Origin of the sequence: Rossellomorea sp. NPDC077527 (assembly GCF_044542955.1) — a bacterium.
In the GTDB taxonomy this organism is placed as follows: Bacteria; Bacillota; Bacilli; order Bacillales; family Bacillaceae_B; genus Rossellomorea; species Rossellomorea aquimaris_E.
Genome location: NZ_JBITVL010000011.1, coordinates 1 through 24,600, shown reverse-complemented (window position 1 = coordinate 24,600; position 24,600 = coordinate 1). Strand labels below are relative to the sequence as shown.

The window sequence follows — 24,600 nt, the reverse complement described above, 5'->3', positions numbered from 1 at the left end:
TATAGAATCAAAAAAGCACTGAATCAGTATTCTAAACAATGCTCTCTTATAAGAAATCACTAATTATGCAATCTTTTACTGATCAAAAAGTTACATAAAGCTTATATAAGTTTCACCAAACTGGCAGATTTCGGATCATACACCACGTTTGTTATGGAGCCATCTCTAATACATCGAACTGCTTCATCGATCGCGTGTAACGGAACAAGGAACCATTCCTTTGGCCTTACAGGGTGGCCAAAACGGTCATGTATAGTGAGGTCGAGTTGAGCCGGTGCAAAGATACGGTGGAATATACTCTCCAGCCTGACACGATTGATGCCAGCCAGTTTATAGCTGGCAACCACTTCGACATCTGCCAGCAAATATGTGGCATCACGTGCCGCATTTGCAATGCGGGTTTCAACTTTGCCCCCAGTAACTCCAATCTTGTGAACTAGTTCACGATGCTCGGTTACAAAAGGGTGAGTTGAGAAGCTACGCAGAACATAAATTGTACCACTTTCTACATCTTCTTCATCCCAAGTAGCACTAAACAATGGCCCGTCATCAGGTTCAGTTAATCGGCGGCCGGCATCGTCTTTGTACAATGCCCGTTGCAAAGACCTGAGCAAAAGATTACTTTCGGTGCCGTTGGAGTAGATTACTCTAAGTCGAGCATCGGGGTGGCCATTCGGTGCTTTGAATTCATCCCCCTTCTCAGCTACGTAAACAAGTTGACCTCCCAAAATAAAGAAGTTACCAGTACTGACACTTGCATCCCTACCAAACGGTCGGGTTTGTCGAATACCGGAACTGAGTTCACGCTCAGCTTTTTCAAACATCGGTGAAAAGCGATCGAAATCCTTACATTTATCGCGTTTAGCGATTTCCTCGGCCGCCTGTATTTCTACTCGAGAACGAACATTGCGTAGTTCTGTAATCCCCATAGGATCACCTGCACCTTCGAGTTCAGCGAGTAAGTCATCATCATCAATCATTTTCACTGTATTATCCAACACACTATCCGCTTCTTTAAGCAGCCCTTGGTGGTCTATTGATGCAAGAAGAACCCGAGATTCCTCCTGCTTACGCAGGCTATCGAGTCGCACGGCGTAAATTTTCTCAAAGACATCACTATCTTCTCCGTGCAGGGGGACACGGCCATGCAGCTTTGTAAATTTCTGAATCTCCTCAAAGCCCGCTATTATGCGTGTTTCGCGAAGGGAGTATGTTCTTGTCTTTAACTCCTCTTGTTCCACACCAAGCTCATTGAGTAATTCGTCATCAGAGAGCTTAGCCATTAATGTCACCTCCAGCACTTTCTGCCGCTTGTTGTTGCGCCCGATAGCGTTTTAAGGCGGCAATGCCTTCAGCCATTCGTTTCTCCCATGGATCTTGCGCACTTATATCTGGTAGTCTTCCACGTTCCTTCTTGAATTTCAGAGCCCGTTCAGTTAGTGCCCTTGCCTCATCATAAGGAATATTTACACGCCTACCTGCAATCGCAGAAGCAACTTGCTTCAGACTCTCCTCACTCATTGCTTTGGCGAGGACTGCATACGCCTCACTAAAAGGATTGATACGGTCAATAAGATCAATGTCTAGTTCCCGAACGTCCATCACAAACTTACGGACCCCGTCGATGAGTGAATTGTTTGTAACAGGTTCACTCTTGCCCTCTCGGCTGTGAAGTACAGTTTGTTTGGCTTGCTGAGTAAGGTTAAGTGCAGCAATGGCGTGCTGACGTACCGCTTCCTGATCCTCTACGTCAAGATCAGGATACTTTTCCTGAATAATCTTACCCATTCGAACCTGGTTCAATTCTTCCGGAATCACTTCTTCATCAAACATGCCGCGCTCCACAGTAGTTTTGTCCTGAACAAACTTAGCAATTACTTCGTTCAGGTCTTCTCGACAAATCCGTACTGCTTCTTCGCTTTTCGGCTCGAATAGACCATTTATCTCAATCTGCAGCTGTCCCGTTTCGTGGTTTATTCCGACATTGCTTGCAGCTGGATCATAACCGCCGTCGCCATAGTCAAATCCTTGATCCGGTCCATTTTTTGGATTTTTCTGCTTGAACTCAAAGCGTGGAGCAAGCACTTGCTCCATTAGTAAGCTGGAAGCAATAGCCTTTAAGGTATCATTTACGGCCTCTGTAACTGACTGCTCTGATGCGTCCAGTTCAGCTATTAGGTTCGTAAAACGAGCACGGCTTTTACCTGGCGCGTCACGAGTAGCGCGTCCGATGATTTGAACAACCTCTGTCAGACTCGCTCGATAACCAACCGTTAATGCGTGTTCACACCAAATCCAGTCGAACCCTTCCTTCGCCATGCCGAGTGCAATAATAACATCCACATGGTCGCGATTGTTCTTATGGGCAGGGTCTTTAAGTGCTGCTGCCACTCGATCGCGCTTGGTAGGTTCATCATCCACCAGATCAGCAATACGAAGAATTTTACCACCCGGGGACTTGACTAACTGGAAACCGGTCGAAGAATCAGTTCCTTGCCATTCTCCCAGTTCTTCGATAATATACTCTACCTCCCTAATCTTATCCTTCGTGCTCTCTCGAGAATTGACGTTCGGGATGTGAATGATGGTTTTCTCCGTCGGGTCGAGCACCTTAAGGATGTCATCGGTGTATGACCCAGAATAAAAGAAATAGCCAATATCAAGTTGCTTCAGGTACTCGTAACCGTTGAGTTGTTCGTAATAAGTATAAGTGATGGTATCAAACTTCAACTCGTCCTCTGGTCCAAGTACAGCCTCAGCATCGCCCCGAAAGTAGGAACCGGTCATCGCAACAATATGCACACGATCACGGTTGATAAACTGCCCTAAGTGTAGACCAAGTTTGTTATCAGGATTAGCTGATACGTGGTGAAATTCGTCTACAGCGATCAGCCTGTTGTCAAATGCTTCCACTCCGAATTTATCTACAGAAAATCGAAAGGTAGCGTGGGTACAGATCAATATTTTGTCATCACTTTCGAGGAACTTGCCTACCGAATTAACTTTCCCCCCATTATCTGAACCCGGTGCATTACATAGGTTCCATTTGGGTTCAACACTCCAGTCTGTCCAAAAGCCAAAGTCGCTCAAAGGTTCATCATTGAAGCTCGAACCAATTGACTTTTCTGGTACCACAATGATGGCTTGTTTGAGCCCTTGATTAAGGAGCTTGTCGAGAGCAATAAACATAAGAGCCCGACTTTTACCTGAAGCTGGCGGTGATTTAATAAGCAGGTATTGTTCACCACGTCGTTCATATGCACGTTCCTGCATCGGTCGCATGCCCAATTCATTGGCTTTAGTTGAATTTCCTTTAGTACCATAGGATACAGAAATTGAGGGGATCGATTTATTCCCTTTGGTCATGCGTCTACCTTCCTTTCCCTATCTTAGTTGGTTTTTTTTGAATTCGTCATTTTGGTATAAAGCTCAAATAGCTTCTCGAGCCTCTCGGTGTCATTACGAAAACGTCTGCCGATATAGATGCGTTCTAGTACCTCATCATTTCGCTTGTGGGCTTCGCGTAGATTGGATGGCATATTTTCATAGAGATCCGCAATTGTTGCTGGAAAGTGAGCCTCACGGGCTAATAGAATATCCTCAGCACAACGGTTAAGGTCCGCCTTGTTCTTCTCCGTTAACATTGGGATAGGGAAGGTGTTCCACCCTATCGTATTTGAGTACCTTAATCGAGTCTCTAGTTGTCCGCAAACCGTTTTAACCCATATCTTATGCAACCGTGATGATATCACTGCCATATTCCAAAGAGGTGCATCAAAAAGTACAAAGGCCAGGTTACTAACTATCGTATCCGCTGTAGCATAACCTACTGGAAGATACTCCCTGCTCTCGGATGATACAGTAGCAACAACAATACAATCCCGCTTTGGACGGCCTGCAGTTTGGACAAAACGATGCGGTTGTGTAGCAAATTTTCTGGTCGATGCAGCAGCAGATTGGAGGCGGTTCTCTTCAACCAATTTCAATCGCTCCGCAATGAATTTACTTTTTCTTGCTGCATCTGCCTCGTGGTCTTCGATCCATAGGCAATATCGCAGTTTGCCTTTTATCAATTCATCTGAGCCGACGAATCTCTTGATGAAGGGACGAGCAATCATATCTTCAGCCATCACCTTCTCTGCTAGTTCACTATCCAGTAACAAATGCCCTCCATCACGCGGCATATTACCAAATAGCATAGGTGATTTATCATCAATAGGTGTTTTTGTCTTTTGCACATAGGCGAGGCTATTTGGTACCAGATATGGTCCTATTGAAGAACACTGCTTGACTAACCCCTCCTGGTATAGTTTCTTCGGTGCAGAGGAGCTCTTTCCCAAACCAACGATTACCACGGTAACTCCCGCGTTGTGGCTGGCTAGATTTGCCCACTTAAAGGACGTGTGTGCAAAGCGAATATCACACCCACGCTGAAACACCTGTGGCCATACGTCAATAGCCTGCTGCCCCTGACAAACGCTGTTAGTGGCTACAAATGCCCCCACAGTACTCTCCTCAATGTCAGTGTAGTCCAGTAATTTGGCGAACCACCCAGTAACATAATCTGTCGTCTTGGCAAGCTTCGGGTGTTTTGACCATGCATTGGCCAGATCCTTTTTCTGTTCTCCAGTTTGCCATTTACTCCCCTTGTAAGGTGGGTTACCGCAGATATAAGTTTCTCCACCTTCATTTTGGAAGTCGATTTCAGCCTGATCAAGTGGTGTATGGAATAAGTCGTCAGCGTGGAGATTCACACCAGTTCCAGAAGGTGGACAAATACTAAGCCAATCCAATCGTAAGGCATTACCACAGGTAATCCAGTTTTCCGATGACAGTGGCAAAAATTCCGACAGAGCCAGCCGGATTCCACGATAAAGAACATCACACTGGAACTCCGCAATTATTAAAGCGAGACGTGCAATTTCTGCTGAAAAATCGCGGAGCTCAATTCCACGGAAATTTGTCAAAGGTATGACACTCTCACGGCCACTTTCGCCGCGTCTCTCGTTGATAGTATTTTCAATTTCTCGCATCTGCTTGTAGGCGATAACTAGAAAATTGCCTGACCCACAGGCAGGATCAAAAACCCTAATCCGCGAAAGGCGCTTCCGCAAGTTCAACAACATACGAGTGTTATCGCCTGCTGCTTCAAGTTGCGAGCGTAAGTCATCCAAAAACAGCGGATTTAGTACTTTCAAAATGTTGGGCACACTCGTGTAGTGCATACCAAGTGCTCCCCTCTCCTCGTCGTCAGCCACAGCTTGTATCATAGATCCAAAGATGTCGGGGTTGATCTTAGTCCAGTCAAGCTTCCCTATGTGAAGCAAGTAGGAGCGCGCAATCTTAGTGATCCTTGGAACATCTACGCTACCAGAGAAAAGCCCGCCGTTTACGTAAGGAAATGCGTCAGCCCAGCGTGGCATTTTGGCTTTCTCTCGGTCAGTAACCTCCGTATTCATGGCACGGAAAATTTCACTAATCACTTCATGCGTGTTGGAGGCATCTCGGACACTCATCTGCTCGATGGTTTCAGTGAACATACCGTTTTTTCTAAAGATACCGGTGTCTTCGGCAAAGAAGCAGAAAATCAGGCGAGCCATAAAATTATTCATCTCGTGGCGGCGTGCTGCTGTACCCCATTGAGGATTGCTTTTCAACAGCTCAACATAGAGGCGATTTAACCTACTTGTAGCCCGGATGTCAAAAGAACTTTCGCGTACCTGCTTAACGGTCGTAATTCCTGCAAGTGGCAAGAAAAAGCCAAAATGGTCTGGAAATTCATTATATGTACAAACAATGATCTCGCCGGACTCAAGCTCCTCTGCCACAAACTCTGCCCCATCAGTAGCGAGGATGTATTGTGCCTTCGCTCTAGACGTTGCCGGGCTTACTTTCAGTGAAGCAAGCGTCTCGCTTACTTCACCAGGTGGGGCGATCGCGATATGGATATTGTTCGTTTGTAGCACGCCGCCTAGGTCAGATTTGTTTGATTCGCCCGAGCGTAGTCTCTTGATTGTTGTCTCCTTGTTACCGAATGCCCTCAGAAAGGAAAACGGAAATTCTTCCTTATCAAAGGGCTGAATCGCCAAGTCAGAGACTGCTGCTTCAATTTCTACTGGGTTCATAGTGACCCCTCCTGGTGTAGGTTTTTCTTGCCAACATGAAGCCCTAGTGTAATTCCTGGCAACAGTAAATCCTTCCGATCAATACTTTTTTATCAATCCAATTTATATCCGGAGCAATTTTTAACTTCACGCTGACATGTCTGCTTGATTATAACAACCCATAAATTAGAAGTCTAGCATGGTCTCAATGAGAAATATCCCTACCTCAAAGACCTTGAAACTTTTAACCCGATTCACCTTCGGACCTTTTATTTCGCTAATATTTTTTAGGAATAATTTTCAAGTTCACTACTCTTTCTTATAATAAATAATAAATCTAAAAAGAAGTATTCCTTCTTGGATTAACACCCTCTTTTGTTTAAGAAAAATTGGATCTTACTTGTTAGCGTTCGTTGAATATTTCTTTTCTCACTCCGATTTCTTCGTTAATAATTGCGCGAGATTATTACAGTTGGTATACTTAATATATAATTTAACTTAAATTCCCTAACGGCTACTTCCTTTGCGGAAGCAGAAAATATTAAAGCCCAAAGCGACCTCTGGTCGATTGAATAAAGTGTAAAGATACACTTTCAATCTTCCAGTAGGTCGCTTTTTTATATATAAAGTTTTTTAAAACATTATGATTTGGCGAGAAGATAGTCAATTTCGGGGGCTATAGCACTGGTAAGACAGAATAAAATCTATCCGAAATAAATAATAAAATCGCCTTCAATAGTTCCTTTTCTTTTATTAGATTAGGGAACTGAAATTCATTTCCTTTTGTGTGAAATCTGTCAGGTTCTTTATTCTTGGCAGGTTGGTGAAAAGCGTATGCAGGCAACGATACAGCCGAACGCCATTCGGGGCTTCGAAAAATACCGTTTTCTGACCAAACGTCACTTTGAATTCAGGATACTTCTGGTAACAGATTTAGGCTGGTAAGACTCTGCGGAATGAACTTCACCTTGGTTATTTGCTCTTGCGAGAGCTACAGTGAGCTTGGCTTATTTGCCAGTCCTAATGGAATTGCTTACTTGGAGCGTCAGCTTATGCTGAGCCTGTAAAGGTTGCTTCTACTATTACTCATAACCACAACTTTATATGATTGATGGGGTTAGCACTTTCTCTTTGGTGTTTGTGAGGAACGAACGAACACCAAAGAGAAAGTGCTAGACGAAATAAGGATCCCATCATCAGATCGGGGTTTCCATACTTGGTTCTTAGAAGAATTAAGGAAGAAACCTATAAATGGCCCAGGATGAAGTACGCACTTTTTTAGAAAACAAGGGGGTATATGTATTGAATAAAGGTTTATCAAGTTTAGAGCAACAAGTTCAAAAGGTTTTCAGGCATACGAGAGCTGGATCATATGCAACGAGAGATAAGTATAGAGGTAACGCTATGAGAGCAGCTAAATGGATCTCGCAAGAATTTAAGTTGCAAAGCCTCAAAAACATACAAGATAAGCACGTAGCAGCTTACGCTAAGTATATGCAAGCTCAGGATCTCAAGCCAAAAACAATTAAGGATAGCTTATCAGCAATAAGGTATATGCACGATAATGCTCCACGGACAAAGCATTCAATAAGTGATAACAAGACATTACAACAAGAATATAAGTTTTCAATACCTAAAGTTCAAACAATTAAAGGTGATCGTGGCTGGACGAAAGAAGAGTATTCTAAAATGATGGACATAACTAGAGAAGTAGAAAAAAGTAAAATTAATCCTGATAATGCTAGGTCTGCTAGAGATTATCGTGATGTAGCTACAATGGCTAGAACAATGGGGATGAGAGTGGCTGAAGCTACGTTAGCAAGCCGCTCTCAAGCAGAAGAAGCATTAAGGGGTGGAATGTACAACATCGGCTCAGAAGCCAAAAATGGAAGACCTAGAAGCGTTCCCTTGTCTCCTGAAGGTCGTCAAGTGCTTGAAGAAAGGGTTGCGAATACACCTAGAGGTGATAAGCTGTTTGTTCAACGAAATGAAAAGTCACATCATGCTATTGATCGCATTGAACAATTCAATTCAAATCATCGGGATAAGGTTATTACATCTGAAGGTATAGGACAACGCACTTGGACAGATAGACATCTGGGAAAGGCATATACAAATAATCTGACGTTGCATGGTTTGCGGTATAACTACATTCAAGATAGAGTACAACAGGAAGTAGATAAAGGATACAACAGAGAGCAAGCAGCTCAAATTGTCACCAAAGAGGTTGGCCATAACAGAGCTGATGTTATTTATATCTATTTAGGAGGTAAGTTGTAATGAGAAAATATACAGTCAGAGATTCTGTTCGCCAAGGTTTTTTGGCCGGTCGTCATTTCTTTGTTTTTGTGGTTGACAGTGGTATTGCCCATAACGAACCGATTGAAACAATAAGAGATTTTCTAAAGCAGGAGATTTTACCGTACATCGAAGAAGGTTATAAATTTGAGAGTGTCGTTTGGTCCAACAAGTTCAAAGGCTTTTTAATTCAGGTTCAAAAACCAATGGATTTCTAAATAAAAAGTGGTGGAGGAATACTATCTATTGTAGAACTTAAATAGAACACCCTGTTCTACTGATCCCCCCTTACACCCCACGGTATCAGCAGTATGATATTCCACAAAATAGAACATAGAACATTGAACACTATAATATGTTATAACTTTTTATTTTTCGATTTTGATTAAAATAAGGTTCTATTGTTCTATTTTTAAGCTTAAAATTACATTTCTCCCTTATGACTCTTGGAATGAACAATAGAACACAGTGTTCTATTTATGTTCTACAGTTAAATTAAAAAACGAAAGGGAGAAACCCCTTCCGTTAAAATTTAATACTTGAGAGTAAAGAATTCTGTAAATTTATTATTTGTATTTTTAATTTCTTCAACATATCCGTATCCTTGTTTTTCCATTTCTCGAAGAGTCTCTTTTACGATGGCTGCTCGGGTTTCTCTACCAAAAGGCTTGCCTTGGGTAAGGTTATTTATTTTAATGAAATATCCTTTTTCTGTTTTACGTGCTCTTCGTTTAATATGTTCGCATACTTTTTGAATTCGTTCCTCATGGTCGTTGGCATTTAAAATAGTGAAAACTTTTCGTGATTGGGATTTTAAATACTGCATAATACTTATAGTTTTTCTAACAGTTATTTCATCTACAATTTTAATTTCCTTAGCTTCACCTGAAAAGTACCTCATAGCATGAATAATGATGCATATCCTTAATGTTTCGCTCCCACGCAATTTATTCCATGCAGATTCTAAATTCCCAGGGAAGTTGGGCTCCCTAGTCTCATTTTTACATTCTCTTTTGAAATTCGAAAAAAGTTCCTTAGCTTTTGGTTCGAAACTCATTTCAATGGGCTCATCTTCTCCGCCTTCGTGAGAGTGATACATGGACTTAACAATTTCATCATACTGTTGAATTAACTTTTCATCTATTTCATAATCATCGTCTTCTTCAAAGTCTACCTTATCCGGATAAACATAAAAGAAGCGTTCAGCAAAACCGTCCCCTTTATCACCTTCTTTTCCACCAATGAATTCTGGGAGTCTTGATGGCTGGGTGGTTCCTATGACGTTAACAAAAGGCTTTTCTACAATTTTAGGTTCTTTATTTTTACGATTAACATTGAGAGGATCTCCATCTTTAATTTCTAACCACTTTTGACGGTCACCTCCCCCCTTACGATATTGGTCCATCGATTTAATAAATCCTACTAATTCACCATGTAATTTCATAAGTCCCCTTGGATTATCTTCCAGCAGGTCAGGAATACTTTCCATGGTTGCATCTCCAACTATCAATTGCTTAAACTGAGATTTAACAGGTTCTTCTGGTTTGCTAGATAAATCTGCATTTCCTGCTTGTACTGCATTTTGCCATTCTTCCATTTCTTGATTATATTGCAACATTTCATATTCATATTCCGCTGACATTTTTTTATACTTTGCCAAATTGTCAGATTGCAATTTTTTTAAAATTCCCAGAGGTAATTTTAGAGAAGCTGACTTATTAGAACCTGACGGACCAACAATACATACCCAAATGCACGGCCTAATTTCCCAATTATTTTTCACCTTTAACACATATGCATTACCTAATACTGTACTGACAACACTTAACACAGAAAGTGCTACAAATTCTGGGGGAGCTGCTAAAGATTTCGATGCTTGTTCGATGTAGTTACGAAAAACTTCCGGTAGCTCCGCTATTGGGAAACAACCATAGTCTTTCATAAAATCCCTCTCAACTCCTTCCACCCCATCAGTAGCAAGTTCGCTCAATAACAATGCGTTATCAAGAACCTCTTGTGGTAAATTGCTGTACTCAAAATGACTTCCCAATCCAATATTCCCCTTTCTTTAATGGAAAGCCTGCAAAACAACGCAAAATAAATGTAAAATTAACCCATATATTATTGCTTACATCGTCTCTATACGTTATAATAGTATTTAAGGAAAAATATGTCCTGCGATCCTTTTTGCAGGCTTTTTTTTATATCGCAAAACTTACTAACTCTATAATATTTCTTTCACTCTTTCATGTTCATATTCAATCAACAAGTCAATAAGTGTTTCGTTTTTCTCCCACAAATAACGCTCGTATTCGGTTTGACTCCACCCATACATCTCTTCAAAAGCTAGCATCCTTTTTGCTTCACTTTCGAAGTGAATAAACATCCTATTTAAAAACTCTGTCGTTTCATTAGAATGTATAGCACACGATACTGGTGTTTTATTCCAATTGATTTTCACCCCCTTTTCTACGATGAAATGATAATCGCTCCATTCATTATTAACCTCTTCTATTAAGACTACCTGACCTTGTTCCAAATCCTCATGTTCATCCCAAAGATAAAGTCTCATCCCAGGTACATAATCGGAAAATTCAATACTTAAAATAATCGGTTTAGGCCCTAGTTCATGTAGTTCTCTTTCCAACTGACCTAATTTAGAAGCCTTTTCTGCCAATTCTTTTAATAAATAATCAATCGTATTAGGAGTAGATGTTAATATTCTTTTTTTTATAACTTCTAATTGTTCCTCATTGGTCTTAATTTCTTGTTTAAGCTTATCCCATCTCATTTTATCCCCTCTTCACCTCCTCTCTTCAGACAAAAGCAGCCTCTTTTTCACTTTTCCTTTCTTGAATCCATATCACAAGATCATCTTTTTCTACTCTTTTTGAATTACCAATATCAAAATTAGGAATTCCTCCGGCTTCTTTAGACATCTGAAACAGCTCATAAACCCTTCTTCTAGAGATTCCTAAATAATCCGCAATGTGTTTTGCTGTAAGCACCTCTGGAAGAGTATTCCTTGTTTTGTTCTTCATTCCATTCTACCTCCACTTATTTATTAATCATTTGTAGAACTAAGTATGAACCTATATTAGAAAATCTCTCACCATCTTAGGTTGTTAGATATTCATTAAAATCTAAGTTATTTCGTTGACAGTAAACCATTAATTTCCCTAAGAATTTTGGACCTGCATTACTATTGCTATTAATAATCTTATGCAATTGGCTTACATCCACATTTAGCATCCGTGCGAACTTATTGTAATTACCATCAGCCGCTTTATCCATTAAACTTCTGAGCTTACTTTTACTTAAATACAAGGCAACAACCTCCTGTAGATTAAATTCTATTAACTATAGAATTTAATCAATATTGATTATATTCCATACTATACCGACTCCATAGAATTTTTTCAACAGTTTTATTGAAAAAATTCTATATTTTTTCACCACTTCCATTGAATAAAATCAATAACCACTTATAATTAATGTTAAATATGCTTTTGGGAAGGTGTTAAAAAGTGCCAGAATTTGATGGGAAGATATTTGGAGAGTTATTAAAAGAAGCTAAAGGTGATCGTTCTATAAACAACTATGCGCTCCACTCAGGAGTAGATGCGTCTCATATATCGCGATTTATAAGGGGGTTGGTTAAAAACCCTCCAAGTCCAAATACAATAAAAAAATTATCCGAACATGCTCACAACGATGTAACTTATGAAAAACTTATGGAAGCTGCTGGTCATATTGTCTATCATCAACAATATTTATTTGAAAATGATGAAAATGAGGCTCCAAATTCAAATAATGAGGATACACAATTTTATCAATTCCTGTTAAATTCTTCAAAAAAACAAATACGAGGAAATCATAGTTACGATAATAAAAGTGCAGTTCTTATCGCATTTAATGCATTTGAAATTATGCTAAATGAAGTTTTAATCAAGGGCTTTATTAACAAGACAGGTCTAGAGGAAGATAAGGCATTTAATTTCATTAATAGTTTAACGTTAAAAAGCAAGGTTGAAATGCACCTCCAAATGTATGTAGACTTTGATATCACTAAAGAAGAGTATTATAAAGAATTGGTAAAATACATGGAAATAAGAGATAAAATCCTCCATGGAACATATAAAAGTCCAATGCTATATAGGCACGTTAATATGATTTTTGATGTTATTGAAAGCTCTATTAAATCAATTAATCAGTATGCACAAGGAAAAGATATTGAGTAACAAATCCAATAAAAAATAAAGGAGAGTCGTTATGAAAGGTCATTTTTACAAACCTAATTGCAAGTGTGAAAAAGGAAAAAGGTGCAAATGTGGAGCAAAATGGGGTTTTTTAATGGATGTAGGAATCAATCCCAAGAATGGACGAAGAAAGCAAAAATTTAAAGGTGGTTTTAATACAAAGAAAGAAGCAGAACTTGCAGCTGCACACTTTTTAGCAGAGATTGAAGCTGGTCAATATGTTAAAGAAGGAAATGTTACTTTCGAAGAATTTGCATATCAATGGTTAGACATGTATAAAGCTACTGGTAAGGTAAAGATAAGCACTATTAGAGTTAGAAACCACGAAATCAAACGCCTTTTAGATTATTTCGCTAAACTAAAGATAAAAGATGTCAGTCGTAAAAAGTACCAGGATGCTTTAAATAATTTAAAAGAACGTGGATTTGCAGAGAATACATTAGATGGTGCTCATAGAACGGGGCGTATGATATTTAAAAAAGCTGCTGAAATGGATTTGATAAAGAAAGATCCCACAGAATTTGCTTATGTACCAAAAACCCAAAAATCTGTTGAAGAATTAGAATCTGAAGAGAATTTAATAAAATACCTTGAAAAGGAAGAGCTATCTAGATTCCTTAACACCTCTAAAGTTCAAGGATTAGATCAAGATGATCCAATATTTACTCTATTAGCTTATACAGGTATGAGAGTCGGAGAACTCTGTGCACTAAAGTGGAAGGATATTGACTTTGAGCAACAATCAATTAGTGTTACTAAAACCTACTATAATCCAAAAAATAATATATTGAATTACCAACTTCTCCCCCCGAAAACAAAGAGTGCCAAGAGAAAAATTGAAATCGATAGCTTTGTAATAAAAAAACTTGAAAAACACCAACAACTTCAAAAGAAAATAAAAATGAAATATCGAAATAGGTACCATGATAAGGATTTTATTTTTGCTCTTAATGATGAAAAAAATCCAGGATATCCATTATACTTAAAAAAAATAGAGAACCGTATGAAAAGGTTATTGAAGCTAACTAACAAAGGGATGGATGTTGGAGAAACAAAACTTAATGAGGGACTCACACCTCATTCGTTAAGACACACACATACTTCTTTGCTTGCTGAAGCTGGGGTAGGCTTACAGGAGATTATGGATCGTCTTGGTCATAAAGATGATGCGACAACTAAAAATGTTTACTGGCATGTAACTAAGCCTAAAAAGAAGGAGGCCGCCCATAAGTTTAGTGACCTTATGAGAGACCTCCGTTAAACAATTGTTAAATCAATTGCGTTGAATCTTCAAAAAACCTTTATTCACAAGGGTTTATGAGGGTGTTTACATCATGCCGCCCATTCCACCCATGCCGCCCATACCGCTCATATCCGGCATGCCGCCGCCTTCTTCAGGAATGTCCGCTACTACTGCTTCAGTAGTTAGGAACATTGCTGCAACAGACGCTGCGTTTTGCAGTGCAGAACGAGTTACTTTGGTTGGATCTACGATACCTTTTTCGATCATGTTGACCCACTCACCAGTTGCTGCGTTGAATCCGACACCTACTTCTTCCTTCTTCAGACGTTCTACGATGATAGAACCTTCGAGTCCAGCGTTGTGAGCGATTTGACGGATTGGCTCTTCTAGAGCACGCAGTACGATGTTGATACCAGTCGCAACATCTGCATCCGCTTCGATGGATGCTACTTTGTTGTATACGTTCACTAGTGCCGTACCACCACCGGATACGATACCTTCTTCTACTGCTGCGCGAGTAGAGTTCAGTGCGTCTTCGATGCGTAGTTTACGTTCTTTAAGCTCAGTTTCAGTTGCAGCTCCAACTTTCACGACTGCCACTCCACCTGCAAGCTTAGCAAGGCGCTCTTGTAATTTTTCTTTATCGAACTCAGAAGTGGACTCTTCTAATTGAGCACGGATTTGGTTTACGCGAGCTGCGATTTTTTCTGGATCTCCAGAGCCTTCTACGACAGTCGTGTTTTCTTTCGTTACAACTACTTTCGCCGCGCGGCCAAGTTGAGTGATGTTGGCAGATTTAAGGTCTAAGCCTAAATCTTCTGTGATCACTTCTCCACCAGTTAGAACCGCTAAGTCTTCAAGCATCGCTTTACGACGGTCACCGAAGCCAGGAGCTTTAACAGCTACAGCGTTAAATGTTCCGCGAAGTTTGTTTACAACAAGCGTTGCAAGAGCTTCACCTTCAACATCTTCTGCTACCATTAATAGTGGCTTACCTTGTTGTACGACTTGCTCAAGGACAGGAAGTACTTCCTGGATGTTACCGATTTTCTTGTCAGTGATCAGGATGTATGGATTTTCTAAGACAGCTTCCATTTTATCTGAATCAGTGACCATGTATGGAGATGCATATCCACGGTCGAACTGCATTCCTTCTACTACGTCAAGTTCAGTAGTGAACCCTTTTGATTCTTCGATTGTAATAACGCCGTCGTTTCCAACGCGCTCCATTGCTTCTGCAATCAATTGACCGACTTCTTCGTCAGCTGCAGAGATAGCCGCAACTTGAGCGATGGAATCTTTGCCTTCGATCGGCTTAGAAATCACTTTTAATTCTTCGATAGCCGCTTGAACCGCTTTTTCGATTCCTTTGCGAACGCCAACAGGGTTAGCACCAGCTGTTACGTTTTTAAGACCTTCACGGATCATTGCTTGAGCAAGGACCGTTGCAGTCGTTGTACCGTCACCGGCGATTTCGTTTGTTTTGCTTGCTACTTCAGCAACCAGTTTGGCACCCATGTTTTCGAATGCATCTTCCAGTTCGATTTCTTTCGCAATGGTTACACCGTCATTTGTGATAAGTGGTGAACCGAATTTCTTCTCAAGTACCACGTTACGTCCTTTTGGTCCAAGAGTTACTTTTACTGCATTTGCTAATTGATCGACACCGCGAAGCATGGAACGGCGTGCTTCTTCGCTGAATTTAATATCTTTAGCCATTGATAAAGTCCTCCTCTTATTTAAATAATGTATGGTTTACTATACGGAAATTTAATTATTCGCCAACTACAGCCAGAATATCGCTATCACGAAGGATCAGGTATTCTGTGCCTTGGTATTTCACTTCTGTACCAGCGTATTTAGAGAAAATGATCCGATCGCCGACAGCTACCTCAAGAGCAACGCGCTCACCGTTGTCAAGAATGCGACCAGTACCTACAGCCATCACTTTACCTTCTTGTGGCTTTTCCTTTGCGGAATCCGGTAGCACAATACCGCTTGCTGTTTTTTCTTCTGACTCAACTAGCTCGATAACGACGCGATCACCTAGTGGTTTTAACAAGTGAAACAACCTCCTTGAAATATGTAAATGATATTTATTAGCACTCGAGCTCTGTGAGTGCTAACACAACTATTATATTAATTAATTCGTTTTCATTTTGCAAGAGTCCTGCTTAAAATTTTTTTCGTCATATTTCTCTTTTTTTCACACCCTCCTATCCTATGCTCCTCTTTCCCCATATATTCCAGGATGAATAAAACCCTTAGATTTGAACAGTTCCGCTTTTCTTAGTAGAATTGTACAGGAGTAAAGCTGGTCGTTATCTTACAGGAGCTAAAGGAGATCAAACGTTGAAAAAACATTTCGGATTTATTTTAATTGCCTATATCGTCATGCAGCTTTCAAGCATTGTCGGGGTACCCCTTTTATATAAAATTGGTGTCGATATCCTAGGGAAACCGGAAAATGTAGTCAAAAGTGTGGTTCCAGGTTATTGGCTCGTCATCAGCTTTACGCTGACTCTTCTCGTTGTCTGGAGCATTCTTAGGAAAAGTGAGACTAGTACTCGGCTTGAACGCAGCGCTCCCATAGGAACTGGCCGTTCCATCATATGGGCGGTGCTCGGGATCTTCATGGCCTTCTTTGCCCAAACGATTGCAATCCGAGTCGAGTATGCCCTGGGGATCCAGATGGGTTCTGAAAACACCCAGATGATTATCGGTATTATTGAAAAGGTTCCATTATCTATGATAGTTGCGGCCATAATCGGCCCAATTTTGGAAGAGATCGTATTCAGGAAGATCATTTTTGGCGTGCTTTACGAGAAGATGCATTTCTTCTTTGCCGCCCTTATCAGCTCGGTCATTTTCGCTCTAGCCCATTTCGAGCCGGAGCATGTGATCCTTTATTCCGCGATGGGCTTCACCTTCGCCTTCCTTTATGTAAAAACGAAGCGGATCCTGGTGCCAATATTTGCCCACGTTGCCATGAATACAACGGTCGTTCTAATGCAATCTATCTATAAGGACGAAATCGAGAAAATGATGAACGAAGCTGAAAAAATACAAGGATTTATTGGAGGATTATTTCTATGAGGAGATCACCATTATTCTCAGGAGTGATCTATCTCCTTCTCGGTGTGCTCTTCACATACTTCGCTGTACAAAACGTACAGAATGATGAAGGTTGGGGATTTTTCACGTACATGCTCATCTTTCTTGCGACCCTGGACTTCGGTTCCGGGCTACGGATGATCATGTTGCATTTCAAGATCAAAAAACAAATAAAGAACAAAAAATAAGGATTGATCATTTGATCAATCCTTATTTATATTCTCGAACTGTTCCATTTCAAGCTTCTGCTCTGCTTCTAACACCTTTTTGTAGCCGATTTTGGATATCCAAATACTGATTTCATATAATATGAATAATGGCAGAGTCACCATTAAATGAGATACAATATCCGGGGGCGTGATAAGCGCTGCGATAACCAATAAGATAAAGTATGCGGCTTTTCTCATTTTCCCCATCATCATCGGCGTTACAATCCCTAACCGTGTAAGAAATAACATGGCTACAGGTAACTGAAACAGAAAACCAAAAGGAATGGTGATTTGGAACAAGAAATGAAAGTATTCATTGATCCCAATCACTTGCTCTATATTTAAATTCGTTGATAAACCCATCATGAATTTCACGATATATGGAAACAAAATAAAATAAGAAAATGACAATCCACCTAGGAAAAGTAATAAGGACACGGGAATATAACTAAGTGTCACTTTTCTTTCCCGTTCATATAAACCTGGACTGACAAAAGACCAGACCTGGAACAAAATGATGGGAGATGTCATGATCAAAGCGATGAACATGATCATTTCCATATAGATCTTCAGAGGATCTGTGATACGAAAGGCATTCATCGTTAACTCTTTCGCTTCATCGGCATGCTGTAAGTATCTGATTAGCGGCTCTGCAAGAAAAAAGCTTACAACAACGGCTAACAAGAAGAAAACGACTACAAACATGAGTCGTTTCTGCAATTCTCCTATATGTTCATAAACTGTCATGTCTCTTTGACTCATGGCGTTCATCCTACTCTACTTAGCACTATTATTTTTTTCGTCTTCATCATCTGCTAAGCCTTTTGTTGCATTTTTAAATTCACGCAGTGTATTTCCTGCTGCCTTTCCTAATTCCGGTAATTTCTTAGGACCGAAAATAAGTAATGCAACGACTGCAATTAATACGAGGCTACCTGGACCTGGCATAATGAGACACCTCCTCTTTTACCATTCTATCATAACGTACATTTGAAAGATTTTCTATTCTGTTATGATTCCATCTTGTGACATTTCCGTGTCATCCTCAGAGTAATGCTTTAAGAAGTATACGAGTGACTGTAGTTCAACCGCTAAATCGATATGGTGGACGCGGATATGGTCTGGTACGGTCAATCTCGCTGGGGTGAAATTCAAGATCCCCTTTATATTGGAAGAAACCAACCGATCTGTGATGTTCTGAGCAGAAGATGCCGGAACTGTCAGGATCGCTACTTCAATATCATGCCCTAGAAGCTTCTCTTCTAAATCATCCAAATGAAAAACAGGGACATCGCTGATTTGCGTGCCGACCTTTTTTTCATCGACTTCAAATGCCATTTCAATCTTTGTATTATTATTCTTGATGAAATTATAATGAAGAAACGCCGTTCCAAGGTTCCCCACCCCGATCAGCACTACCTTCGTAAGGGCATCCTGATCCAGTGTCTTGCGGAAGAAGGAGAGGAGATAATTGACATTATAGCCGTATCCCTTCTTTCCCAATGCTCCAAAATAAGAAAAATCTCTGCGGATGGTAGCAGAATCGACCTTCACCGCTTCACTTAATTCCTTCGATGAAACCCTTTGCTTACCAGATGAATACAGATTTTTAATAAAGCGATAGTATAACGGAAGGCGCTTGGCCGTTGCCTGTGGAATTTTCGTTGTATCCTGGTTCATATTGTATTCCCCCACATCTTTTCAAGCCCTCTGATACCGCTTCCAAAAAAGCGGGCATACAGAATTTATAAACTCTCCTATCATCATACACTATATTTTATCCCAAGTGTATGATGATTAATAGTCGAATGATTGCCGTTCCCCTCTCAAATACGGTACACTAGCACTATGAAATAGAGGTGAAACGTCATGATTCTTCTACAAGTGAATCAACTAACCAAAAACTTTGGTGCAGATAATATCCTATCAAATATTAAACTTGAAATACAGACCCGAGATCGTGTTGCCCTCGTTGGCCGTAATGGAGCGGGCAAATCGACTCTTCTTAAAATTATTGCAGGTCATCTTTCCTATGATGCCGGTGAAATCACAAAGCCAAAAGGTGTCTCCATCGGGTACCTTGCGCAGAATACTGGCTTGGAGTCTGATCTGTCCATTTGGGCCGAGATGCTCACCGTCTTCGCAGAGTTACAGCAACAGGAGAAAACATTACGCTCATTGGAGCAGCAGATGGCCGACCCTTCCGTTTATGAACAAGAAGATTTCTATCAAAGAGTATTGAAAGAATATGATGAACTTCAAATACGCTTCAAGGACTCCGGTGGATATCAGTATGAAGCGGATATCCGATCCGTCCTTCACGGATTGAATTTCGCCGATTTCGATTACGGCACTAAGATATCCACATTGAGCGGTGGGCAGAAAACCCGTCTCGCTCTCGGTAAACTTCTTCTCACCAAGCCCGATATCCTCATCCTTGATGAGCCGACCAACCATTTGGATATCGACACGTTATCATGGCTTGAGACCTATCTTCAAAGCTATGAAGGGGCCGTCCTGATTGTATCCCATGACCGCTATTTCTTAGACAGCGTCGTCAACCAGGTGTATGAGATTTCACGGAACAGGAGCAAGAAATATCTGGGCAATTACAGTAGGTACCTTGAACAGAAAGCAGAAGACTATGAAAAGGATCTCAAAATGTTCGAGCGTCAACAACAGGAAGTCGCCAAGCTCGAAGACTTCATTCAACGGAATATCGCTCGTGCCTCCACTACCAAGATGGCTCAAAGCCGTCGAAAAAAGTTAGAACGTATGGATAGGATGGACAAGCCACTCGGAGATGAGAAATCTGCCAACTTCGCGTTCCAGATCGAACGTCCAAGTGGAAACGACGTCCTGCATGTCCAGGATCTTACCATTGGATATGGTAGGGACGAGAAAATTTCTTCTCATATTGATTTCTCTGTCAAAAAAGGGGACAGCATCGCGCTCGTCGGCCCGAACGGAATCGGGAAATCGACGCTTTTAAAAACATTGGTGAATAAACTCCAGCCACTGAATGGAACATTTAAATTCGGATCCAATGTGTCCATCAGTTACTATGATCAGGAACAAGCCGAACTGTCTTCTAATAAAACCGTCTTAAATGAACTGTGGGACGAGTATCCGATGAAAATGGAGAAAGAAATTCGCACAGTCCTGGGTAACTTCCTTTTCTCAGGCGAAGATGTCCTTAAGCCCGTTTCCACATTAAGCGGTGGAGAAAAAGCACGATTAGCGCTTTCCAAGATGATGATGGAAAAAGGAAACGTATTGATTCTCGATGAACCGACGAACCATCTGGATTTAGACAGCAAAGAAGTGTTGGAAAATGCCCTGATCGATTATCCAGGAACGATCCTATTCGTTTCCCATGACCGTTACTTCATCAACCGGATTGCCACAAAGGTTGTAGAATTATCCAAGAAAGGGTCAACCGAATACCTTGGCGATTACGATTATTATGTGGAAAAGTTACAACAGCAGGAAGAATTGGCGGCACTTGAACGTATCGAACAAGGAGAAACGTCTTTATCTCAAGGTACGACTCAAAAGCAGTCTCATAAGATCGATAAAGAAGCGAAAAAACTCGAACGTCAACGAAAGCGCCGAGTAGAAGAAATCGAAGGCCTCATGGAAACACTCGAAGAGAACATCCAGGAAAAAGAGGACCTGCTCTGCGATCCTGAAATCTTTCAAGATCACGAGAAGGTACAGAACATCAATGAATCACTCACCAAAGAGAAGGAAGAGCTTGATTCTTTATTGGAAGAGTGGACTGAACTAGAAGAGCTTCTGCAAGAAGAACAATAATCCACAGGATTGGGGATAACTACTTCACCCCAATCCTTTCTTATTCCACATTATTATCCACAGTAAAAAGACTTATGAACCGTCATTCACATCACTTTTCCACATAATCCACAAATTTTCACTAGTTTATCCACAGAATAACCAAGTTTATAGGAAGTTTATTCCAAGTGTTTTTCACAAAGTATACACATCATATCTACAGTTACTCACATTTTATCCACAACCTGTTGATAAAACGTATGTTCGTTTCTATTTTCTCTCTTCTTTTGATCCATTCAGAATGTTACACACAAGATATCAACAAACCTGCATTAAAAAAAGCCTGAATGAAGACTTCGTTCAGGCTTTCATTTTAAAACGTTTCAATATCAAGTCCCGGGTGAGCATTCATATCCATGCCTCCCCTTTTTCCTTGTTCAAACAAAATCGTACCTGCAGCTGCTATCATGGCTGCATTGTCCGTACAAAGGGATAAAGGAGGGATAATCAATTCTGCCTCCAGCCCATCAAATGCTTCTTGAAGGGCACTCCGTAAACCTTTATTGGCCGCAACTCCACCTGCCAATAGTACTTGCTCCACTCCGTATTCCTTCACAGCTTTCACCGTTTTCGTCACTAATACATCAATGACACTTGCCTGAAAGCTTGCTGCCAAATCTTGTGGAGGAATGTCCACTCCTTTTTGCTTCGCATTGTGTAATGTGTTGATAACTGCCGATTTTAGCCCGCTAAAACTGAAATCATAAGAACCTTCCTCCAGCCATGCCCGGGGCAGTTCAAGAGTCGCTTCCCCTTCATGGGCCAACCGGTCGATATGAGGGCCTCCCGGATACGGAAGACCGAGGGTTCGTGCAACCTTATCGTAGGCTTCCCCTGCCGCATCATCCCGCGTCTCTCCGATGACCTCAAACGAACCATGCTCTTTCATGAGTATAAGCTCCGTATGACCTCCGGAAACGACTAGGGAAAGGAGAGGAAATCTCATCTCTTCCACTAAACGATTGGCATAGATATGCCCTGCAATGTGATGGACTCCCACCAACGGTTTATGATGGGCAAATGCCAGTGCTTTAGCTGCATTTACTCCAATCAAGAGGGCCCCTACCAAACCTGGTCCCTCTGTGACGGCGACACAATCAATATCGTCCATTGTCATCTCTGCTTGATTCAGGGCTTCTTCCAGCACAAATGTTACTTGTTCTACATGATGACGTGAAGCAATCTCAGGGACTACTCCACCGAATCGCTTATGGCTTTCTATTTGCGACGATACGATATTCGTCACAATATCGGTTCCATTCTTAATGATCGCTACAGCTGTTTCATCACAGCTTGTTTCAATTCCTAATACGAACGTATCTTTTCTCATAAATTCACCCACATTACTAAAGCATCCTCTTGGTTATCCGAGTAGTACCGCTTACGGATTCCACCATCCTGAAACCCGAGCTTACGATATAAATGCTGGGCAGGCATGTTCGAGACTCTGACTTCCAGAGTCATGACGCGTGCCCCGAATTCTATCGCAATCCCCATGATCTTGCGCATAAGGCTTTCCCCCAGGCCTCTCCCACGGAAATCAGGGAGTACGGCTACATTGGTGATATGGGCTTCATCCACAACAAGCCACACCCCACAATAGCCTGCAAGCTTTTCGTCCTCCACGGCAACAAGATAAGTGGACAGATGGTTATGTTCCATTTCATTCAAGAAGGCCTCCCGGCTCCAAGGTATGCTAAAAGATTGATTTTCTATTTCCATTACAGCATCTAAATCATCAACCGTCATAAATCGTATATCCATATTGTAACGATCCTTTACCATCTATTGAGATTTTTTTTGAGACTTCAGCCATTTCACTTCTGCTTCTGCCATCCGTATATAGTTTGGAAGCACTTCATGCGCTGTTGTCTCTTTAAGGCCCATTCCAATAAAAGCAAGCTCGGACGGGCGCGGATTATGACTGACAAATGGAGCGATTTTGGCCTGCTCCCCCAGCACTTCCTTAATGATGTTTTCATGGATGGCAACATCATTCCCGACGAATAATAGATCTTTATTTGATTCTTTTAACTTAGTCACCCATTCTTCAAGCATGATGTTACGGTCCTCTTCAACACAAACTAATTGATCTCCCTGAAACTCATACAGCCCTGTGTACACCTGCCCTCTTCGAGCATCGAATATGGGAACGATAAACCCTGAAAAATACCGTCCAGACGAAGCAAGTGTCGCGAGACTGGATACCGGGATAAGGGGAATATTCAATGACCATGCCAAGGTCTTGGCTAACGTGACCCCAATCCTTACACCTGTATAGGATCCCGGACCATTTGCCACGACTATCTTCGATAAGTCCTTCGGCTCAATTCCGCATTCATTTAACAACTGTTCGATTGCAGGCATCGCTCTTACAGAATGATTCTTCTTCATATACGTGATGTACTCCCCAATTACCTTATCTTCTTGAATAAGGGCAACCCCAAACGGATAATTGGAGGTATCTATTGCTAATATCGTCATGACACAATCTCCTTACACAATTCACTATATCGATCTCCATACGGCTTCAACACGATTCTTCTCGCTGAATCGCCTTCCCGGTAAATCGATAGACTCAATAACTCCTTCGGAAGCTGATCCTGTATTAAGTGAGCCCACTCAACGACGGTCACGCCTTCCCCTTCAAAATATTCATCAAAACCCAAATCCTCAAAGGAATCGTCCAGTCTGTATACATCCATATGATAAAGAGGCAAACGCCCTTTATATTCTTTTATGATGGTAAAAGTGGGACTGTTCACGGTTTTAGTCACACCGAGACCCTTGGCTAGACCCTTCGTAAACGTCGTCTTTCCCGCCCCAAGGTCACCTTCCAATGTCAATACAGAACCGGGCTTCAGATGCGCTGCCAGTTCCTCAGCAAATCGGCCTGTTTCCTCCGGGCTGTTCGTTACGATCTCAAACTGATTCATGTTAATCTCCTCAATCATCATTTAGAGTATAAAAAAACCTTAGGATCATTTATTACCCTAAGGGAGAATGTATATATGTAGTTTACCCTTTTTCGGGTATGAGAGTAAAGGTTATGAAAATAGACAATAAAAAAAACGAAACAACGTTTCGTTTGAATAAACAAAATGGCGGTCCGGACGGGACTCGAACCCGCGACCTCCTGCGTGACAGGCAGGCATTCTAACCAACTGAACTACCGGACCAGAGTTTTTTTGCGCTAGCAAAAATAACTATCCTTGCGTGACTCATAAAAGATCAAAGTTAACCTCTTACTGATAACAAGCAAAAATGGTATTGCGGGGACAGGATTTGAACCTGCGACCTTCGGGTTATGAGCCCGACGAGCTACCGAACTGCTCCACCCCGCGACGATAAAAATGTTTCTACCTTTTATACTACTATATGTACCCTCACATTTAAAGTGATTGTACAAAAAAGAAATGTTTCGCCTGGCGACGTCCTACTCTCACAGGGGGAGATCCCCCAACTACCATCGGCGCTGAAGAGCTTAACTTCCGTGTTCGGCATGGGAACGGGTGTGA

General features: G+C 41.2%; 22 protein-coding genes, 2 tRNA genes and 1 rRNA gene. 7 read left to right on the top strand and 18 right to left on the bottom strand.

The window, feature by feature from the left end; all coding sequences use genetic code 11:
* Nucleotides 1-101: 101 nt before the first annotated feature.
* The 3 genes from ACIGG7_RS22405 to ACIGG7_RS22395 are packed head-to-tail and all read right to left on the bottom strand — an operon-like array spanning nt 102 to nt 6,125.
* Entirely contained in the window at nt 102-1,283 is a 1,182-nt protein-coding gene (locus ACIGG7_RS22405; RefSeq protein WP_397551063.1) for a GIY-YIG nuclease family protein, read from the bottom strand.
* The gene (locus ACIGG7_RS22400; RefSeq protein WP_397551062.1) at nt 1,276-3,366 is read right to left on the bottom strand and encodes a DEAD/DEAH box helicase; all 2,091 of its coding nucleotides are present in this window, start codon (nt 3,364-3,366) and stop codon (nt 1,276-1,278) included. Before ACIGG7_RS22400 ends, ACIGG7_RS22405 begins: the two co-directional genes overlap by 8 nt.
* A gap of 23 nt (nt 3,367-3,389) precedes the next feature.
* Complete coding sequence (locus ACIGG7_RS22395; RefSeq protein ID WP_397551061.1) at nt 3,390-6,125, bottom strand: class I SAM-dependent DNA methyltransferase; 2,736 nt, start codon at nt 6,123-6,125, stop codon at nt 3,390-3,392.
* 1,281 nt (nt 6,126-7,406) lie between these two features.
* Between ACIGG7_RS22395 and ACIGG7_RS22390 the strand changes: the two genes are divergently transcribed.
* Both ACIGG7_RS22390 and ACIGG7_RS22385 read left to right on the top strand, forming a co-directional pair.
* Complete coding sequence (locus tag ACIGG7_RS22390) at nt 7,407-8,384, top strand: tyrosine-type recombinase/integrase (RefSeq protein ID WP_397551060.1); 978 nt, start codon at nt 7,407-7,409, stop codon at nt 8,382-8,384.
* Complete coding sequence (locus ACIGG7_RS22385) at nt 8,384-8,620, top strand: hypothetical protein (protein ID WP_397551059.1); 237 nt, start codon at nt 8,384-8,386, stop codon at nt 8,618-8,620. The genes ACIGG7_RS22390 and ACIGG7_RS22385 overlap by 1 nt, the downstream gene beginning before the upstream one ends.
* 314 nt (nt 8,621-8,934) lie before the next feature.
* On the opposite strand, the gene ACIGG7_RS22380 is transcribed toward ACIGG7_RS22385, so the two are convergent.
* The 3 genes from ACIGG7_RS22380 to ACIGG7_RS22370 form a co-directional block, all read right to left on the bottom strand.
* A complete protein-coding gene (locus tag ACIGG7_RS22380) occupies nt 8,935-10,452 on the bottom strand; it encodes a DUF3987 domain-containing protein (RefSeq protein ID WP_397551058.1) in 1,518 nt (505 codons plus the stop codon).
* 174 nt (nt 10,453-10,626) lie between these two features.
* Nucleotides 10,627-11,193, bottom strand: coding sequence for a hypothetical protein (locus tag ACIGG7_RS22375; RefSeq protein ID WP_397551057.1), 567 nt, complete (start codon nt 11,191-11,193; stop codon nt 10,627-10,629).
* A 25-nt stretch (nt 11,194-11,218) separates the two neighbouring features.
* The gene (locus ACIGG7_RS22370; RefSeq protein ID WP_397551056.1) at nt 11,219-11,443 is read right to left on the bottom strand and encodes a helix-turn-helix domain-containing protein; all 225 of its coding nucleotides are present in this window, start codon (nt 11,441-11,443) and stop codon (nt 11,219-11,221) included.
* 486 nt (nt 11,444-11,929) lie between these two features.
* Here ACIGG7_RS22370 and ACIGG7_RS22365 point away from each other — a divergent pair, with 486 nt between their 5' ends.
* On the top strand, nt 11,930-12,643 hold the full coding sequence (locus tag ACIGG7_RS22365) for a hypothetical protein (protein ID WP_397551055.1): 714 nt from the start codon (nt 11,930-11,932) through the stop codon (nt 12,641-12,643).
* Between the two features lie 31 nt (nt 12,644-12,674).
* On the top strand, nt 12,675-13,922 hold the full coding sequence (locus tag ACIGG7_RS22360) for a site-specific integrase (RefSeq protein ID WP_397551054.1): 1,248 nt from the start codon (nt 12,675-12,677) through the stop codon (nt 13,920-13,922).
* Between the two features lie 66 nt (nt 13,923-13,988).
* Here ACIGG7_RS22360 and groL read toward each other — a convergent pair whose 3' ends face one another.
* Nucleotides 13,989-15,623 carry a chaperonin GroEL gene (gene groL, locus ACIGG7_RS22355; protein WP_034766062.1) on the bottom strand — a complete coding sequence of 545 codons (1,635 nt, stop codon included), beginning with the start codon at nt 15,621-15,623 and terminating at the stop codon, nt 13,989-13,991.
* Between the two features lie 55 nt (nt 15,624-15,678).
* Nucleotides 15,679-15,966: a co-chaperone GroES gene (gene groES / locus ACIGG7_RS22350; protein ID WP_034766060.1), complete on the bottom strand. Its 288-nt coding sequence runs from the start codon at nt 15,964-15,966 to the stop codon at nt 15,679-15,681.
* Nucleotides 15,967-16,256: 290 nt separating this feature from the next.
* Here groES and ACIGG7_RS22345 point away from each other — a divergent pair, with 290 nt between their 5' ends.
* Nucleotides 16,257-17,000 carry a CPBP family intramembrane glutamic endopeptidase gene (locus tag ACIGG7_RS22345; RefSeq protein WP_224945610.1) on the top strand — a complete coding sequence of 248 codons (744 nt, stop codon included), beginning with the start codon at nt 16,257-16,259 and terminating at the stop codon, nt 16,998-17,000.
* Nucleotides 16,997-17,206: a YdiK family protein gene (locus tag ACIGG7_RS22340; protein ID WP_219165768.1), complete on the top strand. Its 210-nt coding sequence runs from the start codon at nt 16,997-16,999 to the stop codon at nt 17,204-17,206. The genes ACIGG7_RS22345 and ACIGG7_RS22340 overlap by 4 nt, the downstream gene beginning before the upstream one ends.
* Before the next feature lie 15 nt (nt 17,207-17,221).
* On the opposite strand, the gene tatC is transcribed toward ACIGG7_RS22340, so the two are convergent.
* From tatC to ACIGG7_RS22325, 3 genes are read right to left on the bottom strand one after another with little or no spacing between them, the layout of a single operon-like run.
* Nucleotides 17,222-17,989 carry a twin-arginine translocase subunit TatC gene (tatC, locus tag ACIGG7_RS22335; RefSeq protein WP_224945608.1) on the bottom strand — a complete coding sequence of 256 codons (768 nt, stop codon included), beginning with the start codon at nt 17,987-17,989 and terminating at the stop codon, nt 17,222-17,224.
* A gap of 15 nt (nt 17,990-18,004) precedes the next feature.
* Entirely contained in the window at nt 18,005-18,175 is a 171-nt protein-coding gene (locus tag ACIGG7_RS22330; protein WP_034766054.1) for a twin-arginine translocase TatA/TatE family subunit, read from the bottom strand.
* Nucleotides 18,176-18,229: 54 nt separating this feature from the next.
* Nucleotides 18,230-18,907, bottom strand: a complete 678-nt coding sequence (locus tag ACIGG7_RS22325) for a redox-sensing transcriptional repressor Rex (protein ID WP_224945607.1) — start codon at nt 18,905-18,907, stop codon at nt 18,230-18,232.
* 189 nt (nt 18,908-19,096) lie between these two features.
* On the opposite strand from ACIGG7_RS22325, the gene ACIGG7_RS22320 reads away from it, so the two are divergent.
* Nucleotides 19,097-21,043 carry an ABC-F family ATP-binding cassette domain-containing protein gene (locus ACIGG7_RS22320; protein WP_397551053.1) on the top strand — a complete coding sequence of 649 codons (1,947 nt, stop codon included), beginning with the start codon at nt 19,097-19,099 and terminating at the stop codon, nt 21,041-21,043.
* 352 nt (nt 21,044-21,395) lie between these two features.
* Here ACIGG7_RS22320 and tsaD read toward each other — a convergent pair whose 3' ends face one another.
* The 7 genes from tsaD to rrf all read right to left on the bottom strand — a co-directional run.
* The gene (tsaD, locus tag ACIGG7_RS22315) at nt 21,396-22,412 is read right to left on the bottom strand and encodes a tRNA (adenosine(37)-N6)-threonylcarbamoyltransferase complex transferase subunit TsaD (RefSeq protein ID WP_224945605.1); all 1,017 of its coding nucleotides are present in this window, start codon (nt 22,410-22,412) and stop codon (nt 21,396-21,398) included.
* A complete protein-coding gene (gene rimI, locus ACIGG7_RS22310) occupies nt 22,409-22,846 on the bottom strand; it encodes a ribosomal protein S18-alanine N-acetyltransferase (protein WP_397551052.1) in 438 nt (145 codons plus the stop codon). The genes tsaD and rimI overlap by 4 nt, the downstream gene beginning before the upstream one ends.
* A 21-nt stretch (nt 22,847-22,867) precedes the next feature.
* Nucleotides 22,868-23,566, bottom strand: coding sequence for a tRNA (adenosine(37)-N6)-threonylcarbamoyltransferase complex dimerization subunit type 1 TsaB (tsaB, locus tag ACIGG7_RS22305; RefSeq protein ID WP_397551051.1), 699 nt, complete (start codon nt 23,564-23,566; stop codon nt 22,868-22,870).
* Nucleotides 23,563-24,018, bottom strand: coding sequence for a tRNA (adenosine(37)-N6)-threonylcarbamoyltransferase complex ATPase subunit type 1 TsaE (gene tsaE / locus ACIGG7_RS22300; RefSeq protein ID WP_224945602.1), 456 nt, complete (start codon nt 24,016-24,018; stop codon nt 23,563-23,565). The genes tsaB and tsaE overlap by 4 nt, the downstream gene beginning before the upstream one ends.
* 166 nt (nt 24,019-24,184) lie before the next feature.
* Nucleotides 24,185-24,261: transfer RNA gene (locus tag ACIGG7_RS22295), tRNA-Asp, on the bottom strand.
* 91 nt (nt 24,262-24,352) lie between these two features.
* Nucleotides 24,353-24,426: transfer RNA gene (locus ACIGG7_RS22290), tRNA-Met, on the bottom strand.
* 79 nt (nt 24,427-24,505) lie between these two features.
* Nucleotides 24,506-24,600: ribosomal RNA gene (gene rrf, locus ACIGG7_RS22285) — 5S ribosomal RNA — on the bottom strand; the annotation flags it as partial.